General features: G+C 68.4%; 15 protein-coding genes. 9 read left to right on the top strand and 6 right to left on the bottom strand.

Going from position 1 to position 12,439, the window contains the following annotated elements; all coding sequences use genetic code 11:
• The first annotated feature begins 28 nt into the window (after positions 1-28).
• From QUE68_RS27220 to QUE68_RS27235, 4 genes are read left to right on the top strand one after another with little or no spacing between them, the layout of a single operon-like run.
• On the top strand, positions 29-643 hold the full coding sequence (locus tag QUE68_RS27220) for a LysE family translocator (RefSeq protein WP_286274732.1): 615 nt from the start codon (positions 29-31) through the stop codon (positions 641-643).
• Entirely contained in the window at positions 640-1,137 is a 498-nt protein-coding gene (locus tag QUE68_RS27225) for a peroxynitrite isomerase (RefSeq protein ID WP_284229854.1), read from the top strand. Before QUE68_RS27220 ends, QUE68_RS27225 begins: the two co-directional genes overlap by 4 nt.
• Positions 1,134-2,378: a lipase LipE gene (gene lipE / locus QUE68_RS27230; RefSeq protein WP_286274733.1), complete on the top strand. Its 1,245-nt coding sequence runs from the start codon at positions 1,134-1,136 to the stop codon at positions 2,376-2,378. The genes QUE68_RS27225 and lipE overlap by 4 nt, the downstream gene beginning before the upstream one ends.
• Positions 2,379-2,387: 9 nt before the next feature.
• Entirely contained in the window at positions 2,388-2,819 is a 432-nt protein-coding gene (locus tag QUE68_RS27235) for a type II toxin-antitoxin system Rv0910 family toxin (protein WP_286274734.1), read from the top strand.
• Here the strand turns inward: QUE68_RS27235 and QUE68_RS27240 are convergent.
• Positions 2,816-3,244 (bottom strand): PPOX class F420-dependent oxidoreductase, encoded by a 429-nt coding sequence (locus QUE68_RS27240; RefSeq protein ID WP_286274735.1) that lies wholly within the window; start codon positions 3,242-3,244, stop codon positions 2,816-2,818. The two genes, QUE68_RS27235 and QUE68_RS27240, sit on opposite strands and share 4 nt — an antisense overlap.
• Before the next feature lie 51 nt (positions 3,245-3,295).
• Between QUE68_RS27240 and QUE68_RS27245 the strand changes: the two genes are divergently transcribed.
• Positions 3,296-4,846 carry an acyl-CoA carboxylase subunit beta gene (locus tag QUE68_RS27245; RefSeq protein ID WP_286274736.1) on the top strand — a complete coding sequence of 517 codons (1,551 nt, stop codon included), beginning with the start codon at positions 3,296-3,298 and terminating at the stop codon, positions 4,844-4,846.
• Position 4,847: 1 nt separating this feature from the next.
• Here the strand turns inward: QUE68_RS27245 and QUE68_RS27250 are convergent, their stop codons facing one another.
• The 4 genes from QUE68_RS27250 to QUE68_RS27265 all read right to left on the bottom strand — a co-directional run bounded on the left by QUE68_RS27250 (position 4,848) and on the right by QUE68_RS27265 (position 8,025).
• On the bottom strand, positions 4,848-5,246 hold the full coding sequence (locus QUE68_RS27250; RefSeq protein ID WP_284229865.1) for a heme-binding protein: 399 nt from the start codon (positions 5,244-5,246) through the stop codon (positions 4,848-4,850).
• 280 nt (positions 5,247-5,526) lie between these two features.
• Positions 5,527-6,633 (bottom strand): FAD-dependent oxidoreductase, encoded by a 1,107-nt coding sequence (locus tag QUE68_RS27255; RefSeq protein WP_286274737.1) that lies wholly within the window; start codon positions 6,631-6,633, stop codon positions 5,527-5,529.
• Positions 6,630-7,508: a DUF1295 domain-containing protein gene (locus QUE68_RS27260; protein ID WP_286274738.1), complete on the bottom strand. Its 879-nt coding sequence runs from the start codon at positions 7,506-7,508 to the stop codon at positions 6,630-6,632. The genes QUE68_RS27255 and QUE68_RS27260 overlap by 4 nt, the downstream gene beginning before the upstream one ends.
• A 40-nt stretch (positions 7,509-7,548) precedes the next feature.
• Positions 7,549-8,025, bottom strand: coding sequence for a lipocalin-like domain-containing protein (locus tag QUE68_RS27265; protein WP_286274739.1), 477 nt, complete (start codon positions 8,023-8,025; stop codon positions 7,549-7,551).
• Positions 8,026-8,137: 112 nt separating this feature from the next.
• Between QUE68_RS27265 and QUE68_RS27270 the strand changes: the two genes are divergently transcribed.
• The 4 genes from QUE68_RS27270 (at position 8,138) to QUE68_RS27285 (ending at position 11,669) form a co-directional block, all read left to right on the top strand.
• Positions 8,138-8,710: a hemerythrin domain-containing protein gene (locus QUE68_RS27270; RefSeq protein WP_284229875.1), complete on the top strand. Its 573-nt coding sequence runs from the start codon at positions 8,138-8,140 to the stop codon at positions 8,708-8,710.
• 62 nt (positions 8,711-8,772) lie between these two features.
• Positions 8,773-9,969 carry an acyl-CoA dehydrogenase family protein gene (locus QUE68_RS27275; RefSeq protein ID WP_284234248.1) on the top strand — a complete coding sequence of 399 codons (1,197 nt, stop codon included), beginning with the start codon at positions 8,773-8,775 and terminating at the stop codon, positions 9,967-9,969.
• Positions 9,962-11,182 carry an acyl-CoA dehydrogenase family protein gene (locus tag QUE68_RS27280; protein WP_286274740.1) on the top strand — a complete coding sequence of 407 codons (1,221 nt, stop codon included), beginning with the start codon at positions 9,962-9,964 and terminating at the stop codon, positions 11,180-11,182. Before QUE68_RS27275 ends, QUE68_RS27280 begins: the two co-directional genes overlap by 8 nt.
• Before the next feature lie 121 nt (positions 11,183-11,303).
• Positions 11,304-11,669, top strand: a complete 366-nt coding sequence (locus tag QUE68_RS27285; RefSeq protein ID WP_284229881.1) for a cupin domain-containing protein — start codon at positions 11,304-11,306, stop codon at positions 11,667-11,669.
• Positions 11,670-11,742: 73 nt separating this feature from the next.
• Here the strand turns inward: QUE68_RS27285 and QUE68_RS27290 are convergent, their stop codons facing one another.
• Complete coding sequence (locus QUE68_RS27290) at positions 11,743-12,429, bottom strand: GAP family protein (RefSeq protein WP_284229883.1); 687 nt, start codon at positions 12,427-12,429, stop codon at positions 11,743-11,745.
• Positions 12,430-12,439 lie beyond the last annotated feature (10 nt).

The raw sequence follows: 12,439 nt of genomic DNA on the forward strand, positions 1-12,439 counted from the left end.
ATCCGCGATGTGAGTAGGGTTTTCTCCCATGACGCTCGCGTTCCTCCTCACCTCGCTGATCGTGGTGGCGACACCGGGAACCGGTGCGCTGTACACCGTCGCCACCGGGCTCTCGCACGGAACGCGGAGCAGCCTGGTGGCCGCCGTCGGATGCACCCTCGGGATCGTGCCGCACATGCTGGCCGCAGTGACCGGACTGGCCGCGATCCTGCACAGCAGCGCCGTCGCGTTCCAGACCATCAAGTGGGCCGGCGTGGCCTACCTGCTGTACCTGGCGTGGATCACCTGGCGCGACGACTCCGAACTCGTCGCCACCACCGGTGACACCGCGGCGCCGGGGCCGTTGCGCATCATCTGGACGGCCGTCGCGGTGAACGTGCTCAATCCCAAGCTGACGCTGTTCTTCTTCGCGTTCCTGCCGCAGTTCGTCGATTCTGGCAGGCCCGCCTTCGCCCAAATGCTCACGCTCAGTGCGGTCTTCATGGGGCTGACGCTCGTGGTGTTCGCGCTGTACGGCGCGTTCGCCGCTGTGGTGCGTACGCACGTCATCAGTCGGCCGCGGGTGGTGGCGTGGATGCGTCGGACCTTCGCGGCGACGTACGTCGCGCTGGCGGCCAGGATGGCGGTCACGGCCCGCTCGTGAGCGACCATCCTCCAGACCTCCATCCCGGGTTGGCGACGCTTGCCCCTCTGCTGGGCACCTGGGCGGGCTCCGGCGCGGGCGAGTACCCGACGATCACCTCGTTCGGCTACCTCGAAGAGGTCACCTTCGGTCACGTCGGCAAGCCCTTCCTGAGCTACGGGCAGAAGACGAAGGCCGACGACGACGGGCGTCCACTGCATGCCGAGACCGGGTACCTCCGGGTGCCGTCGGAGGGTCGCGTCGAGCTGGTGCTGGCGCACCCGACGGGTGTCACCGAGATCCAGGAGGGTTCGTTCACGATCACCGATGGCGTACTGGAGTTGGAGCTGACCGCGACCTCGATCGGACTGACCTCTAGCGCGAAAGAGGTCACCGCACTGAGTCGTTCATTCCACATCGACGGTGACGAGCTGACCTACACCCTGCGACTCGGTGCGGTTGGCCAGCCGCTGCAGCATCACCTGGCCGCGACGTTGCACAGGAAGCAGGCATGACCTCCGAGGGACGAATTCAGGTGCCTGCCGATCTCGACGCGGTCACCGACGTCGCCGACGAGGACCACTCCGGCGTGGATTCTTCTGCGGTAGAACAGATTTGGCGCGCCACCCGGTACTGGTATTCGGCAGGCATGCATCCGGCCATCCAGGTGTGCATCCGTCACCGCGGGAAGGTCGTGCTGAACCGGGCGATCGGGCACGGCTGGGGCAACGGGCCCAACGATCCGGCCGACGCCGACAGGGTGCCCGTGACGACCGAGACGCCGTTCTGCGTGTACTCGGCGGCCAAGGCCATGACCACGACGGTCATCCACCTGCTGGCCGAACGCGGCATCTTCTCACTGGACGACCGGGTGTGCGAATACCTGCCGACGTACACCAGCCACGGCAAGGACCGCACCACGATCCGGCACGTCTTGACCCACAGCGCAGGCGTTCCCTTCGCGACGGGGCCCAAGCCCGACCTCAAGCGGATGAACGACAGCGAGTACGCCCGCGAGATGCTCGGCAATCTGCGCACCATCTATCCGCCGGGGCGGGTGCACGTCTACCACGCATTGACCTGGGGTCCGCTGACCCGGGAGATCGTCTCGGCTGCCACCGGCAAGGACATCCGCGACGTGCTCGCCGACGAGATCCTGAATCCGCTTGGCTTCCGCTGGACCAATTACGGGGTTGCGCCCGAGGATGTTTCGCTGGTGGCGCCCAGCCACGCCACCGGCAAGCCGCTGCCGGCGCCCATCGCCGCGGCGTTCAAGCTGGCCATCGGTGGCACCACGCACCAGATCATCCCGTTCACCAACACGCCGCAGTTCCTCACCAGCGTGGTGCCCTCGTCGAGCACCGTCTCGACCGCGAATGAACTGTCCCGCTTCGCCGAGATGCTTCGGCGCGGCGGTGAGCTCGACGGGGTACGGGTCATGCAGCCGGAGACGCTGCGCGCCGCAACCACTGAGGCCCGACGACTGCGACCCGACATCGCCATGGGTCTGATGCCGATGCGCTGGGGTACGGGATACATGTTGGGCTCCAAGCGATTCGGGCCGTTCGGTCGCAATGCCCCAGCCGCGTTCGGCCACACCGGTCTGGTCGACATCGCGATCTGGGCGGACCCCGAACGCGATTTGGCCGTGGGCATCGTCAGCAGCGGCAAACCCGGCGGCCACCCCGAGGCCAAGCGCTACCCCGCGATGCTGGATGCCATCGCCGCCGCCTTCGAGCGCGCCAGCACCCGCTAACCTGTGCGGGTGGCCAAGGTCGAGCTGTCCCGCAAACTATCCATCAGCCCGGAAGAGGCGTGGTCGCACGTCTCGGACCTGTCGTCCCTGGGTGACTGGCTGACGATGCATCAGGGCTGGCGCAGTGACCTTCCCGACGAGCTCACCGTCGGCACCAGGATCGTCGGAGTGGCGGGCGCCAAGGGCATGCGCAACCGCGTCACGTGGACGATCGAGGACCACGACCCGCCGCATCTCATCGGCATCACCGGTGACGGTGTCGGCGGCACCAGGTACGCGTTGCGAATGACGGTGAAGCCGCTGCCGAAGGGTTGCGAGTTCCGGCTCAAGATCGACCTCGGCGGCGCACCGCTGTTCGGTCCCATCGGCATGGCGGCCTCCCGCGCCGTCAAGGGCGATATCGAGCGGTCGATCAAGAAGTTCGAGGAGTTGTACGGCTAGATCTTCACGCCGTAGACCTTCTCGACCGTCAACGCCATCAGCACCCGGCGGTCGGACACCATCACCGACCGGTACTCGTCCCAGTCGGGATGCTCCCCCGCCGCACTGCGGTAGTAGTCGACCAGCGCCTCCACCTCGGGGCCGTGCGGATCGGTTCCCGGGCCGGTCAGAGTCACCGTGCCCTCAGCCGTCGCCCACGACCTGCCGTCGTCGCTGGTGACCTCGAGGGCCGCGCGGGGGTCGCGTCGTAGGTTGGCGGTCTTGGCCCGGCCATGGGTAATCGAGACGTACACGACGTCCGCGGCCTGGTCGTAGAACGGTGTCACGGGCGAGAGCTGGGGAACGCCGTTGGCCTTGATGGTCGCCAGCACGCCGAGTCGTGCGTCGGCCAGCAGCGTGCGCGGGTTGAATGTCGATGCGGTCATGTCACAGCCCAACCCGTGACCGCGCACACACTATTCCGCGAAGGAGTTCCCATGCCGGGTGACGAGACGATGCGCGATGACCTGGCCGAGCTGGTGCGCCGCCGGGCGCTGACCGAGGATGCGGCCCGGCCCGACGCGGTGCAGCGCAGACACGCCGGTGGTGGGCGCACGGCGCGGGAGAACGTCACCGACCTCGTCGACCCGGGATCGTTCATCGAATACGGCAGGTATGCGATTGCGGCACAGCGCTTCCGGCGTGACGTCGAAGATTTGATCGCACGGACGCCCGCCGACGGCATGATCGCCGGAACGGCACGGGTGGAGGGCAGCGCCTGCGCCGTGCTGGCCTACGACTACACCGTGCTGGCGGGCACGCAGGGCGCGCTCGGTCACCGCAAGAAGGACCGGCTGTTCGACGTCATCGAACGGCTGCGGCTGCCCACCGTGTTCTTTGCCGAGGGCGGCGGCGGCCGTCCCGGCGATACCGATTACCCCGTCGTGTCCTCACTCGACGTGCGCGCGTTCAAGCTGTGGGCGGCGCTGTCGGGGATCGTGCCGAGGATCGCGGTCGTCAAGGGGCGTTGCTTCGCGGGCAACGCCGTGATCGCGGGCTGCTCCGACCTGATCGTCGCCACCGAGGATGCGTCGATCGGCATGGGCGGCCCCGCGATGATCGCCGGCGGCGGGCTCGGTACCGTCGCGCCCGACGACGTGGGGCCAATCTCGGCGCAGGCGCCCAACGGCGTCGTGGACGTGGTGGTGGCCGACGAGGCGGAGGCGGTCGCCCTGGCCAGGAAGCTGCTCGGCTACTTCCGCGGCACGGCCGCCTCCGGCTCGGCGGCGGACCAAACCGCCTTGCGCTCAATGGTTCCCGAGCGCGCCCGCCGGGCCTACCACGTCGACCCGATCATCGAGACGATCGCCGACGAGGGCTCGGTCACGTTCCTCCGGGATCGGTTCGCCCCGGAGATGGTCACGGCGCTGGCGCGCATCGACGGTCGTCCGGTGGGCGTGCTCGCCAACAACACCCGCGTGATGGCCGGCGCGATCACCTCGGGCGCGGCGGACAAGGCCGCGAGGTTCCTCCAGTTGTGCGACGCCTTCGGCTTGCCGATCGTGTCCCTCGTCGACTGTCCCGGCTATATGGTGGGCCAAGCCGCCGAGGCAGAAGCCTTGGTACGACACGGTTCTCGCCTCTTGGTCGCCGGCGCGTCCGTGCGGGTGCCTCTGGTGGCGGTCGTGCTACGCCGCGGTTACGGCCTCGGCGCGCAGGCGATGTGCGGCGGCGGGCTGCACGAGCCGCTGCTGACGGTGGCGTGGCCGGGGGCGCACCTCGGCCCGATGGGCCTTGAGGGCGCGGTCCGACTCGGCCTTCGCAAGGAGCTCGAGGCCATCGCCGACGGCGACGAGCGCGAGGAGCGCGTCCGGCAGGCCACTGCCGCCGCGCAGGAGAATGCCAAGGCGCTCAATGCGGCGGCGCTCTTCGAGATCGACGACGTCATCGACCCGGCGGATACCCGCGGGATGATCGCCGCGACGCTTGCCGCGGCCGCGGAACACCCGGTGGATGCTCCGCGGCCGCGGTTCGTCGATACCTGGTAGGTCAGCCGGCCATGAACTGGTCGTAAGCCGACGACAGGTCCGGCGGGAGCACGGACACGTTGCACTGGCTCTCGGTCTCGCCGATCGGCGCGATGATGCCGCGGAGCTCGTAGTACTCCTGCGGGTTGGCCGTGAAGTAGCTCCGGATGTTGCCGGCGGCCTGATCCCGCGGCTGGTTGCGCGCTGCATTGATCACCTGGTCGGCACCCGGGTGGGCGCGCAGGTAATCCCTAGCCGAACCCGTCACAGAGCTGACGGTGTTGGCCACACCGGTTCCGCTGCAGTCCGGCGCCGCCGACGCGGCCGGTGCTGCGATGGTGGCAGCTGCCACTCCGGTGAACAACGCGCCGGCCACCATGCCGACCGCTCCGCGACGCATGGACATACCACTGAATTTCATGTTCGAATTTCCCCTCGGGAGTCTCGTTTGATTCGCCGTTTCCTCGACTCGAAATCCACGGTACGCGTCACACAAGGGGATGCCGGCAGCACGAGAAGGCCCCTCGCAAGGGCCCTGCCAGGTGTTACGCGATTACAGAGTGAAATGGACAACACTCTCGGCCCAATTCGGCCCGCGCTCGGACGATATCTTTAGGATTCGCCCCGAATCCTTAAATGATCGTGATCAGGAGTCGGTTGAGCGTGACCCAATCGTTATCCCGAAAAGCCGTCGGCTGACGTCAGTCCCGCACGCCCTTGTAGATACCGCGCCGCACGATCAGCGGTTGTAGGACGCGGTCGATCGACCAGGCCGGGAACCGGAACGCCCGGCCGTTGGGCGCGAACACCTCCAAGCCGTCGGGTTGGGGGCCCAGGACAGATCCCCAGCGGCGCACCGGCGCGCGGTACTCGCGTAGCGGCTCCCCGTCGAAGTGCGCTCGTACGTTGTGGGCGAGCAGACCGTCGGCCCGGTTGCGGGCGGAGCTGCGCAGCGGGTCGGTCGCGGCGACGTCGCCGACCGCGAACACGCCTGCATGGCCGGGCACCCTCAGGTCGGGCGTCACCCGGACGAAACCGTTGTCGTCCACCATGTCCGGCGGCAACCAGCCGGTATTCGGGGTGACCCGCCCGATCGCCCAGAGCACTGCGTCAGCGGACGTCGGCGGCTGCCCCGTGCTCCAATGCACGGGCCCCGCGCTGATCTCGTCGCAGGCGAAACCGTCGGGCACGATCGCGCGGTGACCGCCGTGCAGCCCCACCCCGAGACGCGTGAGCCGGTGCCTGATGCGGTTCCACACCCGGGGGTGATGCGCGGGTAGGGGTCGCTCGCCGGGGTAGTACAGGTCGACGCGCTTGTCCGGCCAGACGCCCGCGAGGTTGGCGGCACTGCTCACGGCCGCCGCGCCTCCGCCGATCACGACGATGGCGTCGGCGCCGGCCAGGCGATCGTGCGCCGCGCGCAGATCGGCGTCGACGTCAGCGGCGGACTGAAGCGTCGGGCGCCGCCAGAAGCCGTTCGTCACCCCGGTCGAGATGACCAACGCGTCGTAACCCTCGGTCTGGGTGTTGCCATCGGCGCGCTCGACCGAGACCTCCCGCGCCACGGGATCGACGCCAGAGAGCGTGCCGTGCACGGTGCGTACGCGGTCGAGCCCACGGAATCTGTCGAAGCCGATCCGGTAGTCCCTGGCCCAGTCGTCGGGTCGGCTGAGTCGGATGCCGAGTTCCTGACCGCTGACCAGTGCTGGCTTGGCCGAGATGCCGACGACGTCGGCGTGGCGCGCCAATCGCATCGCGGTGAGGATCCCGCTGTCACCGAGTCCGGCGATGACGACCCGGGGCATCATGACACCCGTTTCGGCGGCCGGGGAACGAAACGCGACACCCGGTCCACCACATCCTGATAGGCCGGTCGCCGTTCGAGGCTGCGGGTCTCCATGAGCGGAATGCTGGCGCCCAGGAACATCGCCAGGATGGCCACCGCACCGAGGAGCAGCCACCACGCATCGGCCGGCGCAGCCGCGATGCCGAATAGCGCGAGGGCGACCCAGAAACCGAACTCTCCGAAGTAGTTTGGATGCCGCGACCAACTCCACAGGCCACGGTCCATCACCTCACCGGGACGGCGCGCCCCTACGAAGCGGTGCATCTGGACGTCGGCCACCAGCTCCAGGGCGACCGCCGCGAGCCCGATGGCGAACGCGAGCCAGCTGAGCCAGACGAGACCAGGCCCGGGTCTGGTCACCGCGACGTAGACCGGCACCATCGCGAGGAAGACCTGACACGTCGGGATGAGATGGATGGCCACCAGATCGGCGATGAACTCCCACCGTCCCGCGCGCTGTTTGAACATCGGGTAGCGCCAGTCCTCGTGGTGCAGGCCGGGGAATGCGTAGACCCAGTTGGCGGTGAGGCGGATCGCCCACAGCACCACGACGATCGCGACCAGCGAGCAGCGCAGTCGATCGACGTCCGGTCCCGCCTGACTCCACCAGTAGAAGAGCAGCAGCGGGGGGATCACGCTCCAGTAGGCGTCGTAGAAACTCGAGTTTCGGTACGCCCGGCTGAACGCGAAGATGACGACGGTCGCCAGCACGTCGGCGATGAAGGCGTCCAGCCAGAGCCGCCCCGTGCTCGGGCCCCAACCGAGCCAGGCGGCCGCCACGCCGATGGCGACGAGGTAGGCGGCGGTGACGATGGCGAGTGAGCGGGTCTTGTTCATCGGCTCCTCGGGGTCCGCGGCGCCCGAAATGTAACACGTTCTAGTTGTGCGGCTCCCGTGTTTCCGACGCGATCGCCGCCTCGCCCGGTTGCGCCCTCCGCCACACCAGAACGTGGTGTGACGAAGCGCCCCGGCGGGACGTCACGGCCGCGCTGAGCACCAGAGTGTCCCCGTCGAGGTGACCCTGGCGGACCTGGACGCTGCCGACCCAGTTCGGAAGCAGCGAGACTTGGACGTGGTGGTGCACGACGTCGGCCTGCTCGTCGATGGTGAACGGCCCGGTGTAGCAGAGATAGCCAGCCGCCGCCGACGCCATCTGCCCTGGCGTGCCACCGCCGGTCACGGCCTTGTCGTAGGCAGGCCGATCACGGCGCATCAGCTGCGCCGACATGTAGCCGTCCGACGTGTACATGATGATGCCGACCGGGTCGGCACCCAGCGGTTCGTCCTCGCCGCCATCGGTTTTCGACGTGTAGGACTCGAGGTGCCAGGCGCCGAGGAGGTCGTCGCGGTTCATGTCCGCGATCGTATCCACGCCGGTTTTGCCGTGCGGACCGTCGGGTAGACACCTGGGAGCGCCCAGCCTCCTGCGCTAACCCACACACGTTCTACGAAGACGAGGTACTTCCATGCCCAGACGACACGAGGCAATCGCCGGCACGCAGGACGTCGTCGCCTTCCTCACCGATCAGCACGAGGAGATCAAGCGACTATTCGTCGAGACGCTCGACGCGGCCGACGCTGCGACACAAGAGAAGTCGTTCAACCGCTTGCGCACGCTGCTCGCCGTACACGAGACCGCCGAGGAGATGATGGTTCATCCGCGGGTGCGCCGCAAGATCACCGACGGGCCGGCCATCGTCGCAGCCCGTCTCGCGGAGGAACACGAATCGAAGGTGGCCCTGGAGGCGCTCGAGCAGATGGAGTTCGGCACCGCCGAGTTCAGCAAATCGCTGATCCACCTGCAGGCTGCCGTGCTGAGTCACGCCGAGAAGGAGGAGAGCGAGGAGTTCACGCGCCTCGAAGACGAGTTGGACGCCGACGAGCTCAAGAAGCTGACCGCAGCGGTCCTCGTCGCCGAACGGATCGCGCCTACCCGCCCGCACGCCGGCATCGAAACGGCCGCGGCGAACTTCCTCGTGGGTCCGTTCGCGTCCCTGCTCGACCGGGCGCGCGACGCACTCAAGCGCATCGCCGCGTAGCACCCGACAGCTAGAGGCCCCCCGGTGTGGGTTGACGGGTGTCGACTTCCTATCGTGGCTGGATGAGCAACGTTGCTGATTCCGAGCGGGTCGCCGACCTGGCGTCGGGGGTCGTCCGAGACCACGATCCGAAGTCGGTGCCCGTCCAGGATTTCCTCGGCGCCTGTTACGACGCCGGCCTTTCGTGGGTGCACTTTCCCGAAACGCTTGGCGGACTGGGCGTTTCGCGGCGGAACCAAGCCGTCGTCGACCGGATCCTGCAGGGGGCGGGCGGCCCCGTGCCCTTGGGACTGAACCCCATGGGCTACGGCATGGCGGCACCGACCATTCGCGAACACGCGCAATCCGAAGACGTCAAGAGATCGTGGTTGCGCCCATTGGCCACCACCGAGGACATCTGGTGCCAGCTGTTCTCGGAACCGGGCGCAGGGTCCGACCTCGCGGGGCTCGCCACGTCGGCCGTCCCGGATGGCGACGACTGGGTGATCAACGGCCAGAAGGTGTGGACCAGCCTGGCGCATCGCGCCCGCTGGGGTCTGTTGCTGGCCCGCACCAACCCCGACGTGCCCAAGCACAAGGGCCTGACGTACTTCGTCATCGACATGCACTCGCCCGGTGTCGAGACGCGGCCGCTGCGCCAGTTGACTGGCCAGGCCGAGTTCAACGAGGTCTACTTCACCGACGCCCGCATCCCCGACGAGCACCGCCTCGGCGACGTCGGCAACGGGTGGGCGGTGGCGATGACCACGCTGATGAACGAGCGCAGCGCACTGGGCGGCAGCGGCAGTCGACGAGGTGCGGGCACCATCGCCGAGGCGGTCGCGCTGTGGTCGGCCAGGCCGGAGCGCCAGACGCCCGTCCTGCGGGACCGGCTCACCCAACTGTGGTTGCGCTCGGAAGCCCAGCGCCTCACCTCCGAACGGTCGCGCGCGTCGGCCACCGTCGGCGGCCCGGGACCGGAGGGCTCGATCGGCAAGCTGGTCGGCGCCGAATTGAACCAGCACATCTACCAGTTCTGCATGGATCTGCTTGGGCCCGAGGGGATTCTGTACCACGGCTACGCAAGCCCAGAGTCCGACCGGGAGGATTCCGACTGGCGGGGTCCCATCCAGCAGAGGTTCCTACGAAGCAGGGCCAACACCATCGAAGGCGGTACATCCGACGTGATGCGCAACATTCTCGGCGAGCGGGTCCTCGGCCTGCCCGGTGACCTGCGGGCGGATGCAGGCATGCCGTGGAAAGAGGTTCCCCGTGGCTGAGAAGCTTGCGGATCAGCCCGGCCGGTCGGCTGATCTCGCGGATCAAGCGGATACCGCGGAGTTCATCTTCACCGACGAGCAGGCGGAGCTGCTGAGCGCAGTCCGCAGATTCTGCGCCGAGAACTTCGACGAGCCGACCGTGCGTCGGCTGATGGAGTCCGATCCGCCGTTCGACCGCGCGTCGTGGCAGCGGTTGGGCGCCGAGCTGGGCGTGCTGGGGCTGTCGGTGTCCGAGGCGGACGGCGGGGTCGGCGGCACGCTCGTCGACCAGGCCGTCGCGGTCGAGGAGCTCAGCGCGGTGCTGGCGTGCGGGCCGTTCTTCGGCACGGTGTACCTCGCGATCCCGGCACTGGTGGCCGCCTCGTCCGGACCGGTCCGCGACGAACTGCTGGCCGAACTCGTCGAGGGCCGCCGGACCGCGGCCTTCGCCGTGGCGGACCACGCGGGTGCCTTCGACGCCGCCGCGGTGGCGGTCACTGCGTCCGGCTCGGGTGAGGCGTGGACCCTGAGCGGGACCGTCGACCGCATCGTCGACGCCGGCGCGGCCGACGAGCTACTGGTGGCGGCGGTCGGCCCTGACGGAGTGGGTCTGTATGCCGTCGACGCCGCCGGAGCGGGTGTGCAGCGGACGCCGCTTCACACCGTCGACCAGACGCGGCCCCAGGCCGGGGTGACGTTGTCCGACGCACCCGCCCGCCTGGTGGCCGGACCCGACGAGGCCGAGCGCGTCATCACCCACGCATTCCAGGTGGGGTCGGCGTTGTTGGCGGCCGAGCAGGTCGGCGCGGGGCAACACTTGCTCGACGTCGCGGTGCAGTACGCGAAGGACCGCTGGCAGTTCGGTCGGCCGATCGGATCGTTCCAGGCCGTCAAGCATCGGTTGGCCGACATGATGGTCGACCTCGAGCACGCCCGGTCGACGGCGTATCACGCAGTGTGGGCGTTGACCGACGGCTCCGACGACCCGGCGCTGGCGACCAGCATCGCGCAGGCGACGTGTTCGGCGGCGTTCAGCCGGATCGCCAACGACGCCATCCAGACCCTCGGCGGCATCGGTTTCACGTGGGAACACCAGGCGCACTTGTACTTCAAGCGCGCCACCACCGACGCGGCGCTGCTCGGCAGCGCTGAGCAGCACCGGTCGCGGGTGGCCGACCTCGTCCTAGACGAGCCCTCCGAGACCAAGCCGCCGCGGGTCGCCGACGGCACCTAGCACCCCGCCCCCTCGCGATTTCGCGCGAAAACATTCGGTGAGCGAACGTATGCGCGCCGAAATCGCCGGAGGGGTGCGTTTAAATCTGTCCATTCGCGGCGGACCGTGCTGCAATTTTGCGATGAGCAGCTATCACCCCGACATGCAGAAGGCCCGTTTCGCCGACATCGACAGCGACGTGCACGGCCTGATCTCCAAGAAGACGGCCGAACTCGACGGCGTCGCGGTCACGCAGGTGACCTTCCACACCGGCGCCCGGTGGTCGAACGACCTCAAGGAGTACGCGGGTACCGACCTCTGTCAGCTGCCGCACGTGGCGGTCGTCGTCAGCGGTGCGCTCGGTGTGCAGATGACCGACGGTTCGGAGGAAGTCTTCGCCGCCGGTGACGTCATGTTGCTCCCACCGGGCCATGACGCGTGGACCGTAGGCGACGAGGACTGCACGTTCATCGAGTTCTCCCGCGGCGGCGACTACTACGCGTCCTAGCCTCGATTTCGGCGCGTAAACGTTCGGTCAGCGAACGTATGCGCGCCGAAATCGAGGGGGGCCGGGGGTGGGGTCACCACAGCACGCGGTAGTTCAGCAGCGCGTCGATGACGAGCACCGACCCGACGGCCAGGAACAGCACCCGCACGGCGATCGGACCGTAGCGGGTGGTCACCCGGACCAAGGTGCGCTGCACGCGCCTGGCGCGGATGGTCCGCTGCGTCGAGAGCGCCAGCACCATCAGCGACGGCACCACCGCCACGGCGCAGTAGACCACCACGATCAGCGGCCACAGGTCCGGCAGCGGGTCGCGCGCCGACACCATCGTCAGGGTCGTCAGGTACGGGACCGACGTCGCCGCCTGGCCCAGCCCGATCACCATCCCGACGACCGCGAACAACCATGGATTTCGCCGCGTCAGGTTCAGCGCCCAGATCGGTGGTGCGGGCCGCGCCGAGCTCAGGGAGAAGCTCGCCACGGCGATCAACACGAGCCCGAGCGTCAACTGGCCCCAGTAGCGGTAGGTCGGCGTCAGGTCGAACTCGACGCGGTCGGTCACGAAGTTGATGCCCAACACCGTGAGCACGCCGAACGCCGTGGTGGCCAGGAAGACGCCAGCGACGAAGCTCAGCCCGCCGGGGAGCGCCGACCTGCGGCTCAGCCGGCTGTCGTACACCACCGCCGACGTCACCCCCAGGTTCAGCACGTTCAGCGAGTCGAGTACGGCGAAGCCCAGGAGAGGCAGGAGGAGTCCCAGCATGACGTGACGA

Origin of the sequence: Mycolicibacterium sp. TUM20985, assembly GCF_030295745.1 — a bacterium.
GTDB lineage: Bacteria > Actinomycetota > Actinomycetes > Mycobacteriales > Mycobacteriaceae > Mycobacterium.

What these genes read in the sequence shown, in the direction of transcription:
- QUE68_RS27285 (WP_284229881.1), top strand. Translation starts at nt 11,304, where the DNA reads ATGAGCAGCTATCACCCCGACATGCAGAAGGCCCGTTTCGCCGACATC.
- QUE68_RS27245 (WP_286274736.1), top strand. Translation starts at nt 3,296, where the DNA reads ATGCCGGGTGACGAGACGATGCGCGATGACCTGGCCGAGCTGGTGCGC.
- QUE68_RS27290 (WP_284229883.1), bottom strand. Translation starts at nt 12,429, where the DNA reads ATGCTGGGACTCCTCCTGCCTCTCCTGGGCTTCGCCGTACTCGACTCG.
- QUE68_RS27275 (WP_284234248.1), top strand. Translation starts at nt 8,773, where the DNA reads ATGAGCAACGTTGCTGATTCCGAGCGGGTCGCCGACCTGGCGTCGGGG.
- lipE (WP_286274733.1), top strand. Translation starts at nt 1,134, where the DNA reads ATGACCTCCGAGGGACGAATTCAGGTGCCTGCCGATCTCGACGCGGTC.
- QUE68_RS27240 (WP_286274735.1), bottom strand. Translation starts at nt 3,244, where the DNA reads ATGACCGCATCGACATTCAACCCGCGCACGCTGCTGGCCGACGCACGA.
- QUE68_RS27265 (WP_286274739.1), bottom strand. Translation starts at nt 8,025, where the DNA reads ATGAACCGCGACGACCTCCTCGGCGCCTGGCACCTCGAGTCCTACACG.
- QUE68_RS27250 (WP_284229865.1), bottom strand. Translation starts at nt 5,246, where the DNA reads ATGAAATTCAGTGGTATGTCCATGCGTCGCGGAGCGGTCGGCATGGTG.
- QUE68_RS27255 (WP_286274737.1), bottom strand. Translation starts at nt 6,633, where the DNA reads ATGATGCCCCGGGTCGTCATCGCCGGACTCGGTGACAGCGGGATCCTC.
- QUE68_RS27220 (WP_286274732.1), top strand. Translation starts at nt 29, where the DNA reads ATGACGCTCGCGTTCCTCCTCACCTCGCTGATCGTGGTGGCGACACCG.
- QUE68_RS27270 (WP_284229875.1), top strand. Translation starts at nt 8,138, where the DNA reads ATGCCCAGACGACACGAGGCAATCGCCGGCACGCAGGACGTCGTCGCC.
- QUE68_RS27260 (WP_286274738.1), bottom strand. Translation starts at nt 7,508, where the DNA reads ATGAACAAGACCCGCTCACTCGCCATCGTCACCGCCGCCTACCTCGTC.